Raw genomic sequence first — 16,977 nt, forward strand, 5'->3', positions numbered from 1 at the left:
TGTTTCCTGTCTCGAATCCGCGCACTCATGCGGCAGCCTGCCGGCGCGCGCTGGCGCGGCTGGCGGCGATCATGAGCGTGCCCAGCAGCAGCGACACGCTGCCGATGACGAACAGGCGCTGGTACGAGCCCAGGCCCGCATAGCTCCAGGCCATGACATACCCCGACACGGCCTGCATCAGCGCAAAGGCCGCCGTGGCATAGCCCCACATGCGCTTGTGCTGCACGGGGCCGATCAGCTGCATCAGGTAGCCCGAGGTGATGGCCGCCATGCCCGGCGACAGCGCGCCCACCAGGAAGGACGAGGTCGCATGCCCCGCAAATCCCACCCAGAACAGCGGCATGGCAATGGCCAGGGTCTTGACCGCATAGGCGCCCGTGGTCGTGCCCCACCAGCCAAAGCGCGTGGCGCACAGCGAGGCCACCAGCGGCCCGGCAATGGCGCCCAGGCCGAACACGGCCCACTGCGTGGAGGCATAGGCATCGCCCAACTGCAACTCGCGCGCCAGGTAGTCCACCCAGAACACCGTGTGCGGCACAAAGCCGAAGGCGTCCGTCATATAGGCCAGCATCACCAGCACCACGGGCAGCGTCCACAGGGGCGCGGCGGGCACGGGCCGGGCATGGGGCGTGATGGCGATGGGCGCAGGCACCGGCAGCCGCCGCACATGGCGCCAGCCCAGCCAGCCGGCCCAGGCGCAGACCGCCGCCAGCGCCCACCAGACGGCACCCAGGCTCTGGCGCGCCAGCAGCGGTATCAGCGTGGCCGACAGCAGGGCGCCGGCACCTATGCCGCAGAACATCAGCGGCCCCAGGGCCGCACGCCGCTGCAGGGGCGTGGCCGCCAGGGCCACGGAGGGGCCCAGCACCATCAGGATGGCGCCGCCAATGCCCGAGATGCAGCGCCAGGCAAAGAACCAGGGCATGGGCAGCGGCCAGGCGCAGGCCGCAAAGCTCAGCGCCAGGGCCACCCAGCACCACAGCAGCACGCGCAGCGCGCCCAGGCGTTCGGCCAGCGGCGCGGCGGCCAGCGCCCCGATCAGATAGCCCAGCAGATTGGCCGCGCCCAGATAGGCCACCTGCTCGCCGCTGAACCAGCCGGCATGCACCATCTGCGGCATCAGCGCCGTGTAGGCAAAGCGCGCCAGGCCGACGCCGCTGAGCGTGGCCATGAAGCCGGTCAGCAGCAGGGAAGTTTCGTTGCGTTGGATCACGGGAGTGGGCGCCATGCGGGGAGGATGGGCATACCTTAAGCCGCCGGAGTCATCATGTCCAATGATTCAAAATGATGGCGTCGATCTCGATTGAAGATGAATGCCACTGGAGCCGCGATGCAATTGAAGTCCCTGCGCATGTTCCTGGCCGTCTGCGACAGCGGCAGCTTCGGCGCCGCCGCGCAGCAACTGCACACCGTGCAGTCCAACGTGACGGCCCATGTGAAAAAGCTCGAGGACGAGGCTGGCGTGCAGTTGCTGGAGCGCAGCGCTCCCGTGCACGCCACGCCTGCCGGCCGCCTGCTGGAGCAATACGCGCGGCGCATGCTGGCCGACCATGACGAGGCGCTGGCCCTGCTGCAGGGCAGCGCCCGGGCCGCCGGCGCGCTGCGCATAGGCTCCATGGAAACCACGGCCGCGCTGCGCCTGCCGCCGCTGCTGGCGCGCCTGCACCAGGCCCGGCCCGGCCTGGACCTGGAGCTGCGCACGGCCACCACGGCCGAGCTGCTGGCTGACCTGCTGGCAGGGCGGCTGGACTGCGCCTTCGTCTCGGGCATGCCGCCCCAGTCGCGGCTGCAGGGCTGGAAGGTTTTCGAGGAGGAACTGGTGCTGGTCACCGCATTCGCGCTGCCGCGCTTTCCCGATGCCGCCCAGCTCAGCGCCGTGCCCTTCCTGGCCTTCCGCCAGGGCTGCAGCTACCGCCAGCGCATCGAACTGCTGCTGGCCACGCGCGGCGTGGCCGCACGCATCATGGAAATGGGATCGCTGGACGCCATCCTCGGCTGCGTGGCCGCCGGCATGGGCTACGGCCTGCTGCCGCGCAGCGTGGTCCAGGCCCAGCAGCACCGCTTCGGCGTGCACATCACGGCCCTGCCCGGCGCACTCGCCCAGGAAGTCGCCCGCGTGGAAACCTGGTTCGTCGTGCCCGCGCGCCAGGGCTGGTCGCCTGCGCTGCATGCGTGCGTGGAGGTGCTGGGGATCGAGGGTGTGCAGGGCGAAGAGGCCCTGGGCATGGAAGCCGTCCCGGCAGCGTCTGCCTGAAACTCAGAACAGATCGGAAGGCAAGGCTGCTGCCTTCTGGGCGACGTCCACCAGTCTTTGGGCCTGGGCGGTCGCATAGGCGGCGATGCGCTGGGCGAAGGCGTGTTCTTCTGGCGTGTAAGGCGATTCGCCCAGAACCTTGGCCGCCGCACCAGGGGCTGCCTTGGCCATGCGCTGGGCTTCACGTGTGAGCAGCCTGCGGTCTATCGCACACAGGTGCGCGAAATGCGCAAACTCGAAGGGTGTGAGTTCCTCCAGCGCAAAGCAGTCGCCGAAGGCCATGGCCAGTTCCTGGGATACATCGGGATACTGGGCCACGCTGACGAGGTCGTACCAGGGTGCGGTCGCCAGGCCCTGCGGCAGCACGTGGAAGGAGAAGTTCTTGCCATGTGCGTCGCCATTGCCGATCAGTATCTGGAACAACGCCCATCGGATCATTGCCAGCTTGTCCGCAGCCTTCGCCACCGAGTGCTCCAGTAGACCGAACAGCCGGGGAAAGCTCATGCCGTCGCGGTATAGCCGGGCATCGCCCACGCTGCCGATGTGGTGCTCGTACTTGTAGCTGACGGGAAGATCGCCCGCTTGGCATGCATCGATGATGTGGGTGCGCACGACCCGCCTTTGCGGCGCCTGCCGCACGCGGTCAAAGCGCCTGACTGCCAGCACCGGCTGTGGCACGTGCAGCATCTGCACCTCGGCTGCAGGCAAGCGCATGGCCGCTGCCAGGCGCATGCAGAAATGCTCGTTCACCACCATGTGCGGCACCGCGCTGTCGCGCGGCTGGGGTTTGAGGATGTGGGTGGACGGAACGTTGTCGGGAAGGAAGATGGTGCCTTCCTGCACGCTCTCGCCTTCCACGTGCACGGGCAGCTTGTCCTGGTAGCCGGCCACCGACATGCGCACTTTGCCATCCCACTCGATGAAAGGGCGCGTGTCTCGGTCTGCAATGCGTTGGGCGAGTTCGGCTGTCGATATGGGGCGAGCGGTATTGGCGGCCTGGGGATCGGGCTTGCTGCCGTCGGCCTGAAACCGGAAAGCCCCGGTGGTCTCGGCGCCGAGGGCGCGTATCAGACCGAAGATGTTGCCCTTGCCTATGCCCTGACTTCTGGCCACCACATCCAGCACCGCGCCTTCGGGCAGCAGGTTCTCGATGAAACGCCGGATGGAGCGCGAGTCGTAGCCCCCTTCGGGAGCGGCCAGCGGCAGGCAGGGCGCCAGGTAGAAAGGCCGTTCCTGCTCCAGCCATGCAGGCGCATACCGCAGCCCCCAGAAATCGTTGTGCGGTTCGTGGGTCACATCGGCCACGTGCGTGCCGACATCGTTCCACAGCGAAAGCGAAAGCGACGGCGACGTGGCCATGTGCGCTTCAGGCCCGTGGAAGTCGTGCCATCAGGGCGTCCTGCTTGGGCGCGATGACCATGGCCAGGCCCAGCCCGTCGAGTACGGCCAGCAGCTTGTCGGAGCCCACGCCGCCCTTGCCGTTCTCCAGACGGGAGAGCAGATCCAGCGACACGCCGCACAGGGCTGCCGTGTCATCGATGCGCAGGTGCTGGGCCTTGCGCATGGCACGGATCTGGGCGCCGAGCCTGGACAGGTCAGCGATGACCACGGCCCCGGGCTGCAGGGGATCCTGCTGCGGGCCGTTCATGGGCGTGGAAGACGGCATGGATGAATTGGCTTTATTTCTGATATTCCGAAATTCTAGGATTTCTTAGGGAATTTTCAAAACAATTTCCAATATTCCGAAATTCAGGAGTACTTCGTTTCATTCAGGAGGAAATTTCGGAATATCAGAAATAATTCCGACAACCATGCAACCGCGTCCAATGCAGATCCTCATGAAGGCAACCGCAACACCCTCCGATACTGCATGGCCTCGGCCACATGCCCGGTCTCCACAGCCGCGCTGCCGGCCAAGTCGGCAATGGTGCGCGCCACCTTGAGCGCGCGGTGGGTGCTGCGGGCCGACCAGCCCAGGCGTGCGGCGGCCTTGTGGGCGAAGGCCAGGGCCTCGGGCGACAGGCCCAGGTGGTCGTCCAGGGCCTGGCCCTGGAGCTGGTGGTTGGCACTGCCCTGGCGCTGCAGGGCCAGCGCGCGGGCCTGGACCACGCGCTCGCGCACGGCCTCGCTGGTTTCGCCCGAGCGCGCGGCCAGCAGCTCCTGCGGGGGCAGGGCGCCGACTTCCACATGCAGGTCGATGCGATCCAGCAGCGGGCCGCTGATGCGCGCCTGGTAGCGCGCCACCTTGTCGGGCGTGCAGCGGCAGCGCTGCACCGTCGACCCCCAATGGCCGCAGGGGCAGGGATTCATGGCCGCGACGAGCTGGAAGCGCGCGGGGAATTCGCAGCGCTGGGCGGCTCTGGCGATGGTGATCTGGCCGGTCTCCAGCGGCTCGCGCAGCGCCTCCAGCGCACTGCGCGCGAACTCGGGGAATTCGTCCAGAAACAGTACTCCGTGATGGGACTGCGAGATCTCGCCAGGTGGGCACGAACATAGTTACCGCCACATTCCACCAAATTTGCAAGCAACTCTGATGAATTTGCGTCAATTACAACAAAAATGCAGCCATCCCGAACCGCTCGCTTTCAGTTTCAGGAAGCACCCCGCGCCGGTTGTCCACGGCCACGTACTGACAGAAGGCCGTACCGGCCCTCGCCTAGCACGCCAGTGAAAACCTCGATGAACGCAATATCCTCGATATCGGCTGGCGGATCGGAGTTCTCGAGCACGATGACTTGCAGCTTGCCTTCAAGGCTAGCGAGATGCCTGTAGAACTTCTCGGCCAAGCTGGATGCCTTCAGTGCCTTTTCGTCATCCGACAGCTCGCCATGCCGAGATTTGAGTGGCTCGCGATAGGTCAGTAGCGGGGTATCGAGAACGATGAAGCCTGGATGTGGCAAGCCGTTATCGATGCAGTGGATCGCCATGGCAACGTTGAAGGCTGCGTGCAGCACAGCGCGTACACCCTTGCCGTTTGCATCCCTCGCCTTACCTGCGACGGTGATGTCGTTGGCTTTGGGATCGAATTGCACCTTGTCCGCATCTGGAAAGCCCCACGCGGTCAATACCTCCTTAATGGTCTCGCCGAAGCTGAACACAGTTGAGGAATCAGGACCAACAGGTAGCGAGTCGCGGTCGCTCTTGGTGGATGCCGCGTCGATGGCTGCGCGCCGGGCGGCCAGCGTTTCACGCCACTTGTGGAGTTCTATCACTTTCCCGAGCTCCGCGCGCCGCGTGTTAAAAGCCTCGAAGCTCAAACGCAGCGTTGCCTCTGCCGGACGCAAGCCGAGAGCGTTCCGATCGAACTCTTCGATGTCATCATCCAGCGAAGAGATGGACGCTGCCAGCGCTAACGCTTCCAACCCAAGCGAGTCGATCACGTGGGACAGCTCGCGCTGTTCGCGTTCAATCTTGCGCGCCTCTGCAGCGGCGGCATTGTGCGTAGTGGCGATTTCTTCGACCGCATGTAGGTGCTTCTGAGCGCTAGGTGGCGCTCCGCACACCGGGCAATCGCGTTCTGACATTGCCGCGAGCAGACTGCCACCTTCCTCGATGGAATGTAGCCGGTCAAGGTCTGAGCTATAGATCGCCTGCAGCTTTATGAAACGTTCCAGGGTGATGTCGAGCTCAGCCGCGCGCGTGGTCAGGGACTGACGGTGATCTACTGCACCACGCCGCTCAGCTGCGCATTGGTCCAATGCAGCCTGTACAGTCTGTAACTCCGCCGACGTTATGGTGCCATTGGCTTCTAGTTCGGAAAGTTGCCTCTCGGCTTCGGTGCGGTCTCGCGATTCTTCTTCCAGTTGCCTGTCAAGCTGGGCCAGCATATCGTCGATAAGCTCCAGCTTGCCGGCTTTTGCGGCGACCCGCTCCGTCTGGGTCGGGATCGTCACAATGGCAGCGTCATCCTGACCTGTGAGCAGCAGCTTGAACAGGTTCTGCTCTAGGGTGCGATCCGGGTGGTTGCCCGACAGCAAAACCGGGCTACGCTTGGACATGATGTCTTCTTCTCCGACCACGGCGTACTTCGCCAGGACTCGGATCGACAGTTGTTCCTTTTCCCCGCTTCCTGCGTTGCGCACGATCCACCGGTCATGTAGGCCCAAGGCTTTCAGAATGCGGTAAGAGGCAGTGTCGATAGCCTTCTCTTTGTGCCGCCACTTCAACACTTCAGCCTTGCCTGTCGGGTGGGAGCTGATGAGTCCAGGGAAGAGCTTGAGATTTCCGCCTGCAATCGGCCGATAGAGCGTGAAGTCGCCTTCTTCGCCGAGGGTCACGCCCAGCCACACCGCGTCGTACGGCTTGATTTCGTCGTTCTCTGGCAACTTTTTCACAGCGCCGAGCATGAAGAGTATGGCCTCGGACGCGAACGACTTGCCGGTGTTCGATGCGCCGTAGATGATGTTCAGGCCGTTGACGAAATTGAGCTTGGCAGGCTCTATGGTAGGTCCGGTGAAAGCCAGATGGCGCAGTCGAATGCCCTTCATGACTGGATCCCTTTGAACGACTCGTCGGCACAGAAGTCCGCGGTCCATCGGCTGATGCGCTTTTCCATCTGCGCGCGTATGTCCGTCGACGACAGATCGGCAAAACGCTCGGCCATCCACTGGGCCCGGTCCTTTAGCGCGAAGGTGTATGGCGCCTGCAGCAGATCGAGGTAGATCGGAGCATCGTCGCTTGCTCCATAGGTGATGCCATCTTCGGTCTCGAAGACGTCGACTAGGTGCAACTGCTGCATCAAGCGAAGGCTTTTCTCCAAGAGCGGACGGCGGACCACCAATTCGGCGGCGCGATTGGGTAAGGCAGGATGAAGGCTACCCGGCGCTTCGATGTCGTCCAGATCTCCGGTATGCACCACCAGATGATCCAGCCAGGTCATCTCCAAAAGGTCAAAGCGTCGCGGGTGGAAGGCCTCCAACACGACCAGAGCGCGAATGCCCGTCTCCAGCGCACTGTTGAAGGGGTGCGTCCGAGGTGATTGCCTTCTTAACGGTCCCATGGCATTACTCCCTCGTTTGCGAGCATGTGGCAGGTGCCCTGTTTTACATGTGGCCCTGCGTGTCGGCCTAATATGCCCGACGTCTGCAGCAGCGCAGCTTGCTGCATGACTTTGTTTAGGCGAGTGAACTTACTGGAGTGTTCGTCTTGGTGCACATCGACGACACCACTGTGAACTTCGTGACGGAAAGTCTTGACGAAATCGACCGGCGTCGAGTCCCGGTAAAAGCGGTCAAACGCCGTGGCGTCAAAAAATCGCGTCCGCTGGATCCTGAGGTGCTCTCCATGAGTCGGGCATGCCAGCGCTGCCTCTGGATCGGCGTAGGTCCCTGGCCCCCGCTCCTCGTAGATGCACACCAGCTGGCTCAGGTACGCCGACTCGTTATCCTGGATTGCATCGGGCACGATGCCCCTCGGGCTTTGACCCGGATCGGCATCGAACCACTTTACCAAGGCTGGCATGCATGCCGGATCCTTGGCTAATCGGCTTGCGTCGAGCCAGTGAACCTGCGCGAAGTTGAAAGCGCGGATCTTGCCCTCGATCTCCGGTGACAGCGTCACCGTCGCGTTCTCGACTAAGTCATCCGCTATGTATGTGTTCCAGAGATCCAGAAACGCCTGCTTGAGCGTGTCGGGGTGTGCTACGAATTCGCGCACCTTTCGTACCACGCCCAAAGGCGCCACAAAGGTATATGCCCTCGGTAGTGAGTAGGTACCAGCGGCCGAGTGCATGAAGATTTTGCCCAGTTCAACAAAAAGCGCCTTCTCCGACAGCTTCGTGCTGAGTTGTTTGCACTGGTAATTGTCCCACGGCCCATCCATCCTGCGGTCGGTGACGTAGCCGGTGACATCGCGGCCCCTGTCTCCTGTGCCGCTCCAGCGTTCATGAGAGTGGTAGTCCTTGTAACGCTGCTCTAGCCAATCGTCGACAAAATCCTCAAGTTCTGCCGCATTCAGCACTGAGATTAAGCCGGGGTAGTTCTTACGCAAAGGGGCTCCTCCCTGGTCCTGTCTTTGATGGGGTGCGGGATGTGATCGCCCGATGATTGGCTGCCTACCAAAAAATGGCGATATTTTCGAGAGTGCTTCCGGCCGACCAATGAAAATTCTGCTACTCAGCGAGCACCAGCCCAGTTCACCAAGTCGAGGTCACGACGTGCTACCTGGAAGTTGGCATCTTGTGCCACCCAGCGAGGTGCCCTTTTGTAGCAGTCCTTGATGATACGCAATTGCTGATCGAGCAAAGATTGCGCGGACTCACTGTTTGCTGACAAGGCCTTCCAAAAACCAACAAACGCAACAGCTAGCCGCAAGTAGGTATCGACACGCTGGTCTTCCAGCTCAATGCACTCCAGCTGCATGGTAATTGTGCTAAGCCACTTCTCCATAACGCCACTCGGCCTCGCGATGCCCCACTGAAGATCAGAAAATTTCTCGGCATATCGACGCGCAGATTCCACCATCAGCGGCTGTTTGGAAGAAACTGCCGCAGCCTTCATGCTCTTGATATCTGCCAGCGCATTGCGTACCTGAGTTGCTGCGTGTTCGGGGTCGTTAGCTTGATACCGCTGAACGGCATAGGCGCGTGCATCAATGCGCCGGCTCAACCAGTAAATTGAGTTGCCAGCGTCGCTCTTCAATGCGCGATCGACCACTCCAATCGCACCATCGAAGTCCGTCGACGCGATCTCAGTCTTGTACCACTGGTCAAAGAAGATGTCCTTACGCTGGCCTGCGTCATAGGACCTCTCAAAGGCACGGCGGATGTCACCTGCCGATGAGCTCTGCATCGCGGCGAGCGCCCTCGCACGCACGGACAACAGGTCAGCGTTCCTGCCCCCTAGCCGTTCGTTAACTTCATCCACAGTCTTTACTGCTAGGTCGGGAGTGCCTCCGGCTATCTGAGCCATCGCCTGATTGATGGCGGCTGCAACCGATCTTAGAGGCGTGGCCTTGTCGTTGACCACTGAGCGGTACTTGCTGGTGTGTACCTTCTTGACCAGTTCGTCGTACTCAGGAAGCACCTCCTTCCCCAACGACCGCACCAGTTGTCGGGTCGTCGTGGAAATCGCGTAGCGAGGCGTTCCCGCGATCTGAGGACTGTCAATTAGGAAAAGCGTTTGCAGATCGTTGGCGACGTCCACCATCGTGGTGTCGCTGAACCCCAGGATGTCCTTGACTTCAGCGAAGGAGCAAGAACCCAGGGTTGATATGATGACGAGCATCTTTTTAGCTTCAAGGCGCAACTGCAGGACCTCGCGCTTCAGCGCTGCATTGCGTACTTCTAGACCGAGATGGTTACGCCATTGTTTGAGTGCATCCGCGATAGGCATGCCCCCACGGAGCAAGCGCAGGACGGACTCGACGAAGAGCGGTGAACCGCCGGTCGTCTTCATGAGGTGCTCCAAGTCATTCGCACTCAATGGCGCGAGTCTGAGTCGCTCGCACCACGAACTAGTGAAATCAGCGAGCTCCTCTTGGTCGAAGCCCCGGATCTCGATGGAAGAAGCCGCCGAAGCCGTAACATTGTTGCGGGTAGTGAACAAAAAGCGTGACTGTGCTCCTGCAAATTGCTGACAAACCTCGATCGCTCGACGTTGCTCATCAGGCAGCAGACTGTCCAAGTCATGTCGGCCCAACCCGAACGCATGCTCATCAAGGTGATCGTGGATCGCTTAAGCGATCGCGTGCTCGGCGTCCACATCGTCGGCCTGGAGGCTGCCGAGATGATTCAGTTGGCGGGCATAGCGCTGCAAATGGGGGCGACCAAAGCACAGTTCGACACTGTGCTTCCGGTACACCCGACGGCGGCCGAAGAAATCGTGACGCTACGCGCACCGACGCGTCGCCACGGCTGAGAGGCCCGGGACGAGCCGATGGACCTGCCGCGCCACCAGACTTCGATGACCGTGCTGATGACACCCGACACAGTCAACTTCGCCGGCAATGTTCATGGCGGCACTATTCTTAAGCTGCTCGATCAGGTGGCTTACGCCTGCGCCAGCCGCTGGTCGGGTCAGTACGTGGTGACGCGAAGTGTCGATCAGGTGGTGTTTCGCGAACCCATTCATGTCACACGCAGCACACGCAGCCGGTGCCACTGCCCTGCGCGCAAGTAAGTCCGCAGCCAAGCTACCCTGCCAAGGCCCGAACTGGCGACGGTTCGGGCCTTGTGCTTTGCGTACCCAAACAATCGCCGCAGAATACTGTGCATTTGTAAGGGGTATCTATTTAGCTCCAGTGACGTGAGAATAGCTGGATGGAAACCCAGATGCTAACGCCAACTCCTGGAGGGGACTACCCCCGCACCTGGAACGAATTTCTTGACTGGTTTGCCACCGAAGAGGCTTGCCAGGCGTTCCTGGAGAAGCTTCGGTGGCCCCAAGGCTTCGTCTGCCCGCGTTGCGGCAACGCTGGCGATGTGTACCGCGCCAGCCGCACCCGCCTGATGTGCCGCTCATGCCAGTACCAAGGCACAGTGACATCTGGAACCATCTTTGACAAGACGCGCACACCGCTGCGTGTCTGGCTGGCTGCAGCTTGGTACCTGACCAATCAGAAACAAGGCGTGAGCGCCCTGGGGCTGCAGCGCGTATTGGGTTTGGGGAGCTACCAGACCGCCTGGACCATGCTGCACCGGTTTCGACGTGCCATGGTCCGCCCGGGCCGGGACAAGCTCAAGGGGCTTGTGGAGGTGGATGAAACGTACCTGTCCATCACGGATCGCAAGAATCCCGCCACCCCTGCAGGGCGCAAGAGCAGCACCACCAAAGTGTTGATGGTCATGGCGGTGGAGATCGTGGAGCCCAAGGGGTTTGGGCGCATCCGGTTACGCCGCATTGACCGAGACGCCGCCACCCACGTAATCCCCTTTGTGCAGGAGGTGGTCGAGCCTGGAGCCCAGGTACGCACGGATGGTTCGGCGGCATACCGCGCTCTGGGAGAACTGGGTTACACCCACCAGCGCACCGTCATGCTCGGCTCAGGCGTACCTGCCCATGTCTCCATGGCGGGAGTGCACCGGGTCGCCTCACTGGTACAGCGCTGGGTGCTGGGAACACATCATGGCTCTGTACAGCCAGACCACCTGGACGCCTATCTCGATGAATTCGTGTTCCGTTTCAACCGGCGCACATCCAGCTCACGCGGGATGCTGTTTTACCGCTTGCTGCAGCAAGCGGTGGTTACGCCGCCAGTGACGTATGGGGATGTCGTGAGCAAGAACACCGGGGAGAGCCAATCGGATACCATTGCTGGATGAAATCACAGTATCAATGGGGCTGCTGGAGCTAAATAGATACCCCTTGCATTTGTACAGTATTCATGTCAGCCACTTCCAAGCCCAAGCTCTACAACCCACGCCACCCCGAACGCACGCTGCTCTACCAAACGGTAGCCGAGCACTACGAGACCTGGCTAGAGTTGGCCAGCGCGGGTCAGTTCGACGGCCAGGGCGACCACCACACCCCCAAGCCCTTCGTGCGCAAAGCGTTTGCCAAGTATCTTGAGTGCGGCATCTTTGCCCATGGCTTTGCCCGCGCTCGCTGCGGCGACTGTGGGCACGACTACTTTGTAGCCTTCTCCTGCAAAGGCCGGGGAGTCTGCCCCTCGTGCACCACCCGGCGCATGGTGGAGACAGCAGCGCACCTGAACGATCACGTATTCCCCCGCCTGCCGGTGCGCCAGTGGGTGCTGTCGGTTCCCAAGCGGCTTCGTTACTTCATGCAGCGCGACGGAGCGGTGCTGAGCATGGTGCTGCGCATCTTTCTGCGGGTGATCGCACAAACTCTGCAGACCCACAGCCCCGGTGCGGCCCATATGGACAAGGCAGGCCTGCACATCGGTGCCATCGCCTTCATTCACCGATTCGGCTCCAGCCTCAATGAACACGTCCACTTCCACGTTTGTGTGGTGGACGGGGTGTTTGAGGAAGTGGAGGGCGAGGGCGATGCTGATGCGACCCCTCGAATCTCATCGCCGGGTGTCATCTTTCACGCGGCCACCGGCATCGATGCGGCTACCGTGGCCCCAGTGCAGACCACACTGCAAAAACGCATCCTGCGCGCCTTCGTTGCTCGGGGCCTGCTGGAGAACTGTGACGCCAAAGACATGCTGGGCTACAAACACAGCGGCTTCTCGGTGGATGCGGGGGTGTGCATCGAAGCCCACGACCGCGCTGCGCTGGAGCGGCTGCTGCGCTATTGCGCGCGTCCACCGTTTTCCATGGAGCGCCTACGCAAAGAGGGAAGCAAACTGGTGTACCGCTGTGCCAAACAGCGCAGCGAGCCCACCAGTGACAAGCGTGGTGCCAAGGCAGATGAGCTGCACCTCACACCGCTGGAACTGATCGACCGCATCGCCGCGCTGGTGCCACCGCCACGCACCCACCGGCACCGCTATTTTGGCGTGTTGGCACCCAACTCGCCGCTCAGGGCTGCGGTGACGGCGCTGGCGACACCGGCGCAAGCCGCTCCCGTGCTGGGCGCGTCGATCAGCACGGGGGAGTGCGCGCCTGGTGTGGTACCGATGAGCAGCGCGCTGCCATCCCAGAGCGAGCCGGTGCTGCCCAAGCGTGCAGCGCACTACCTGTGGGCGGTGCTGATCGCCCGCATCTACGAGGTGTTCCCCCTCTTGTGTCCGCTGTGTGGCGGGCATATGCGCATCATCGCGTTCATTACGCACAGCGCTGACATCCGGCACATCCTGGACCACATCGGGGCAGATTCAGAGCCACCCCGCATCTCCCCGGCGCGCGGGCCACCGCTGTGGGATGACTGTAGTGATGCGCAGATGGATGACGGGGCGCAAACCGAGCCAGCAGACTGGGACCTAGCGGCGCAACCGGCACCGGACTTTGAGGTCGATCAGCGCATCAGTTGGTGAATGAACAAAGCGGCGATTTTGACTTGCCGCGAACTGGCTCTGCGCCCGGTACACGCCGAGCGCCGCAAATCACTCTCCTGAACGCCAAACCCTGGTGGTGAACCTGACACCTGGGCGGGAAAATCGAGTGTCTCAGCCGGCTTGATGGCGCTTCCGCGGTGCGATACTTGGCCTCATGCGGTTAAAACGCCTATCCGTCGGGCGCCAGCACGAAGTCCCAGTCCACGCGCCAGAACGGCGCTTGCATGCCGTGGCGGCGGGCCTCTTCGGGATTGTCCACCTTCCGGAAGTCAGGAAACGGATCGCGGCCAGCCACTCCTGGTGCGTGGGCTCGACCTCCTTGACGGCCGCATGCAGGTGCCGCACTAGCGCGGCCATGCCCTGCTGGAGGCGCGGCGAGGCGTCCTCGCCCATGCGGGCGTTGACGACCTCGGCCGAGCTGTCTTCGGCGAAGTACGCGAGGCCACCGCGGTCGCTGTCGGATGGGGGCTGTGGCATGGAGTCTCCTGTTCGTGGCGGTGGCGGGCGCCCTGCCCGCCGGGCGGCGCGCTCAGGCCTGGGCGACGTCATGCCGGCACGGCGTCCGCCTGCAGCACCGGCCCGCGGGCCTGCGGCTCCACCGCCCCCACCCAACCAGCCGCCGCGCCGATGCTGTGCAGCAGGTGCTCCGTGAAGGCACGCACCTTGGCATTCGCCTTGCCGCTGGGCCGCAGCAGGTGGATGCCGCTGACCTCGGCCGGCGGCGCGTCTTCCAGCTGCAGCGCCACGATGCGCCCGGCCGCCAGGTCTTCGCCGATGGCCCAGTTGGGCATCAGTGCGATGCCCAGGCCGCGCGCCGCGCACAGGCGCCGCGTGTCGCAGTCGTTGCTCTCCAGCGCCACCTGCGGCGGCTGACGCCAGTCGATGCCGGCCAGCTCGCGCCAGCCACGCACGCTGGTGCTGTGCTGGCGGTCGATCAGCCGGTGCTGCGCCAGATCGGCCATGCAGCGCGGCGTGCCGTGGCGGCGCAGGTAGGCCGGCGAGGCGCACATCACATAGCGCTGGCTGCCGATGCGCCGGCTGACCAGCGCGCTGTCGGGCTGGTCGCCGATGCGGATCACGAGGTCGAAGCGCTCGGCCACCGGATCGACCACGCGCTCGGTCAGCTCCAGCTCGACATTCAAGGCTGGATAGCGGTCGAACAGCGTGGGCAGGTGCGGGGCCACATGGCGGCGGCCGAACGCGGGCACACAGCTCACGCGCAGCAGGCCCTGCACGCTGCCGTCCAGCGCCACCACCTCGCTGCGCGTGTCCATGAGCTCGTGCAGGATCTTCAGCGCGCGCTCGTACAACAGCGCACCGGCCTCGGTCAGCGCCAGCGCGCGGGTCGATCGCGTGAGCAGCGGCACCTGCATCTCGCGCTCCAGCGCGTCGATCTGCCGGGCCACGGACGAGGCCGCTAGGCCGCGGCGCCGCGCGGCGGCGGAAAAGCTCTTGTCCTGCACCACGTCGACGAACAGGGAAAGGCTTTCGGCAAAACCCAGGGGATTCATCTGTGCACCTCACGCAAAGGCGTTTGACCCGCGGGCGGCATTCCGCTCGCGTGGCGCAAAGAATAGCATCGGCCGCCTCATCCGACCGAGCCTTCACGCCATGCACACACACGAGACACCACGCGCCCACGGGTGCATTCCCGCAACAACCCTGCGCCGACGCCAGGCGCTGCTGGGTGCGGCCGCGGCGCTGCTGCTGGCCGGCCCAGGACCGGCGCGTGCCGACGACTACCCCAGCCGCATGCTCACGCTGATCGTGCCCTTCGCTGCTGGCGGCACCGTGGACAAGGTGGCCCGCATGCTGCAGGAGCCGCTGCGCGAGCGGCTGGGCCAACAGGTGGTGGTGGACAACCGCGGCGGCGCCGGCGGCACCATCGGCATGGCCCAACTGGCCAAAGGCGCGCCCGACGGCTACACGGTGGCCATGGTGTTCGACTCCTACGCGACCGAGCAGCACATCCACCGCAAGCTGCCCTACGAGACGCTGCGCGACTTCGCTGGCGTCTCCTATGCCGTGCGCTCGCCCATGGTGCTGGTGGTGCCCGCGGCTTCTCCCTACAAGACCGTGCAGGACTACGTGGCCGCCGCGCGCCAGCGCGAAGTGACCTACGCCTCGGTGGGCGCTGGCAGCTCTAACCACCTGGCGGCCGAGCTGTTCCACAAGACCGCCGGCAGCCGCGGCCTGCACGTGCCCTACAAAGGCGGCGGCCCGGCCATCGCCGACCTGCTGGGCGGCCATGTCGATTCGATGATCGCCAGCCTGCCACTGGTGCTGCCGCACGTGCAGGCCGGCAAGCTGCGTGCGCTGGCCGTGACCTCGCAGGCGCGCAGCGCCGCACTGCCCCAGGTGCCGGCCGTGGCCGAGGCGCACAAGGGCTTCGAGATCTACTCCTGGGTCGGCATGGTGGCGCCGGCCAAGACGCCCGCGCCGGTGCTGGACAAGCTCTCGGTGGCGATGGCGGCCACGCTGCGCGACCCGGCGCTGGCGCGCCGCATGGCCGACAACGGCTTCGAGGTGGTGGCCGGCGACCGCGCCGCCATGGACCAGCTGGTGCAGCGCGAGAGCCAGCGCTGGGGCGAGCTCATCGCCAAGCGCAAGATCAGCGTGGAGTGAGCGCCGTGCAGAACCAGCCCTTCACCTACGAGAGCCGGGCGCAGCGTGTGCTGTTCGGCGCCGGCACGCTGGCGCAGGCGCCGGCCGAGCTGGAGCGGATGGGCGCGCACAAGGCCCTGGTGCTGTGCACCGCGCCGCAGCGTGCCCAGGCCGAAGCCGTGGCGGCCCTGCTCGGGCCGCGCGCCGCCGGCATCTTCGACGGGGCGGTGATGCACGTGCCCATGGCCAGCGCCGAGGCCGCGCGCGCTGCGGCAGCACAGGCCGGCGCCAATGCGCTGGTGGCCGTGGGCGGCGGCTCCACCGTAGGCCTGGCCAAGGCGATTGCGCTGGTCTCGCCGTTGCCGGTGCTGGCCATCCCCACCACCTACGCGGGCTCGGAGATGACGCCCATCTACGGGCTGACCGAGAACGGCCTCAAGCGCACCGGCCGCGACGTGCGCGTGCTGCCGCGCAGCGTGCTGTACGACCCCGAACTCACGTTGGCACTGCCGGTGGGCCTGTCGGTGGTGAGCGGCATCAACGCCATCGCGCACGCGGCCGAGGGCCTGTACGCGGCCGACGGCAACCCGGTCATGGGCCTGATGGCGGCCGAGGGCATCGCCGCGCTGGGCCGCGCGCTGCCCGCGCTGCACGCCGCGCCGCACGACCTGCACGCGCGCAGCGATGCGCTGTACGGCGCCTGGCTGTGCGGCCTGGTGCTGGGCAGCGTGTCCATGGCCCTGCACCACAAGCTGTGCCACACGCTGGGCGGCAGCTTCAACCTGCCGCACGCCGAGCTGCACACCGTGGTGCTGCCGCACGTGCTGGCCTACAACGCCAAGGCGGCGCCGCACGCCATGCAGCGCATCGCCGCCGCGCTGGGAACCGCCGATGCCGCGCTGGGCGTGCACACGCTGGCGCGGCGACTGGGCGCACCCACCGCGCTACGCGACATCGGCATGCGGGAAGAAGACCTGGACAAGGCGTGCGCGCTGGCCCTGCGCGACGCCTACCCCAATCCACGGCCGATCGAGGCTGCGCCGCTGCGGAACTTGCTGCAGGAGGCGTTCGAAGGTGCGGCGCCGCGGCCGCCAAACCTCTCAACAACACCGAACGACGGAGACGACCCCATGACACGTCTACAAACCTGCATCGCCGCAGCCAGTTGCGCCGCACTGGTCGCCTGCGCCAGCGGCTCCGGCACGCCGCCAGAGCGC

13 protein-coding genes and 4 pseudogenes are annotated in these 16,977 nt (G+C 64.3%); 7 read left to right on the forward strand and 10 right to left on the reverse strand.

Features of this window, described 5'->3' with window-relative positions; genetic code table 11:
- Window positions 1–25: 25 nt before the first annotated feature.
- Window positions 26–1,228 (reverse strand): YbfB/YjiJ family MFS transporter, encoded by a 1,203-nt coding sequence (locus I3K84_RS16015; protein ID WP_016452134.1) that lies wholly within the window; start codon window positions 1,226–1,228, stop codon window positions 26–28.
- A 102-nt stretch (window positions 1,229–1,330) separates the two neighbouring features.
- Between I3K84_RS16015 and I3K84_RS16020 the strand changes: the two genes are divergently transcribed.
- Entirely contained in the window at window positions 1,331–2,254 is a 924-nt protein-coding gene (locus I3K84_RS16020) for a LysR family transcriptional regulator (RefSeq protein WP_016452133.1), read from the forward strand.
- 3 nt (window positions 2,255–2,257) lie between these two features.
- Here the strand turns inward: I3K84_RS16020 and I3K84_RS16025 are convergent, their stop codons facing one another.
- The 7 genes and pseudogenes from I3K84_RS16025 to I3K84_RS16055 all read right to left on the reverse strand — a co-directional run bounded on the left by I3K84_RS16025 (window position 2,258) and on the right by I3K84_RS16055 (window position 9,876).
- Complete coding sequence (locus I3K84_RS16025) at window positions 2,258–3,613, reverse strand: HipA domain-containing protein (RefSeq protein ID WP_016452132.1); 1,356 nt, start codon at window positions 3,611–3,613, stop codon at window positions 2,258–2,260.
- A 7-nt stretch (window positions 3,614–3,620) separates the two neighbouring features.
- Window positions 3,621–3,920, reverse strand: coding sequence for a helix-turn-helix domain-containing protein (locus I3K84_RS16030; RefSeq protein WP_016448653.1), 300 nt, complete (start codon window positions 3,918–3,920; stop codon window positions 3,621–3,623).
- A gap of 170 nt (window positions 3,921–4,090) precedes the next feature.
- Window positions 4,091–4,735, reverse strand: a pseudogene (locus tag I3K84_RS16035) (ATP-binding protein); the annotation flags it as partial.
- 110 nt (window positions 4,736–4,845) lie between these two features.
- Entirely contained in the window at window positions 4,846–6,741 is a 1,896-nt protein-coding gene (locus I3K84_RS16040) for a hypothetical protein (protein ID WP_196994981.1), read from the reverse strand.
- Window positions 6,738–7,253 (reverse strand): ABC-three component system middle component 2, encoded by a 516-nt coding sequence (locus I3K84_RS16045; protein WP_196994982.1) that lies wholly within the window; start codon window positions 7,251–7,253, stop codon window positions 6,738–6,740. Before I3K84_RS16045 ends, I3K84_RS16040 begins: the two co-directional genes overlap by 4 nt.
- Window positions 7,241–8,242 carry an ABC-three component system protein gene (locus I3K84_RS16050; RefSeq protein WP_196994983.1) on the reverse strand — a complete coding sequence of 334 codons (1,002 nt, stop codon included), beginning with the start codon at window positions 8,240–8,242 and terminating at the stop codon, window positions 7,241–7,243. Before I3K84_RS16050 ends, I3K84_RS16045 begins: the two co-directional genes overlap by 13 nt.
- 125 nt (window positions 8,243–8,367) lie before the next feature.
- Window positions 8,368–9,876: a hypothetical protein gene (locus tag I3K84_RS16055; RefSeq protein WP_196994984.1), complete on the reverse strand. Its 1,509-nt coding sequence runs from the start codon at window positions 9,874–9,876 to the stop codon at window positions 8,368–8,370.
- Window positions 9,877–9,879: 3 nt separating this feature from the next.
- Between I3K84_RS16055 and I3K84_RS16060 the strand changes: the two genes are divergently transcribed.
- From I3K84_RS16060 to I3K84_RS16075, 4 genes and pseudogenes are all read left to right on the forward strand, one after another.
- A complete protein-coding gene (locus I3K84_RS16060; protein WP_231403347.1) occupies window positions 9,880–10,110 on the forward strand; it encodes a hypothetical protein in 231 nt (76 codons plus the stop codon).
- 18 nt (window positions 10,111–10,128) lie between these two features.
- Window positions 10,129–10,326 (forward strand): annotated as a pseudogene (locus tag I3K84_RS16065) (acyl-CoA thioesterase); the annotation flags it as partial.
- Between the two features lie 185 nt (window positions 10,327–10,511).
- On the forward strand, window positions 10,512–11,513 hold the full coding sequence (locus I3K84_RS16070; RefSeq protein ID WP_011805635.1) for an IS1595-like element ISCsp2 family transposase: 1,002 nt from the start codon (window positions 10,512–10,514) through the stop codon (window positions 11,511–11,513).
- A gap of 62 nt (window positions 11,514–11,575) precedes the next feature.
- A complete protein-coding gene (locus I3K84_RS16075) occupies window positions 11,576–13,135 on the forward strand; it encodes an IS91 family transposase (protein ID WP_196994978.1) in 1,560 nt (519 codons plus the stop codon).
- Between the two features lie 333 nt (window positions 13,136–13,468).
- Here I3K84_RS16075 and I3K84_RS22575 read toward each other — a convergent pair.
- Window positions 13,469–13,705 (reverse strand): annotated as a pseudogene (locus I3K84_RS22575) (hypothetical protein); the annotation flags it as partial.
- Window positions 13,702–14,667, reverse strand: coding sequence for a LysR family transcriptional regulator (locus I3K84_RS16085; RefSeq protein ID WP_031942783.1), 966 nt, complete (start codon window positions 14,665–14,667; stop codon window positions 13,702–13,704). The gene I3K84_RS16085 and the pseudogene I3K84_RS22575, both read right to left, overlap by 4 nt.
- Window positions 14,668–14,767: 100 nt before the next feature.
- Between I3K84_RS16085 and I3K84_RS16090 the strand changes: the two genes are divergently transcribed.
- Both I3K84_RS16090 and I3K84_RS22330 read left to right on the forward strand, forming a co-directional pair.
- Window positions 14,768–15,781, forward strand: coding sequence for a tripartite tricarboxylate transporter substrate binding protein (locus I3K84_RS16090; RefSeq protein WP_196994979.1), 1,014 nt, complete (start codon window positions 14,768–14,770; stop codon window positions 15,779–15,781).
- Between the two features lie 5 nt (window positions 15,782–15,786).
- Window positions 15,787–16,845 (forward strand): annotated as a pseudogene (locus tag I3K84_RS22330) (maleylacetate reductase); the annotation flags it as partial.
- Window positions 16,846–16,977: the final 132 nt, after the last annotated feature.

It is taken from the genome of Diaphorobacter sp. JS3051 (assembly GCF_015832135.1).
In the GTDB taxonomy this organism is placed as follows: domain Bacteria; phylum Pseudomonadota; class Gammaproteobacteria; order Burkholderiales; family Burkholderiaceae_C; genus Diaphorobacter; species Diaphorobacter nitroreducens.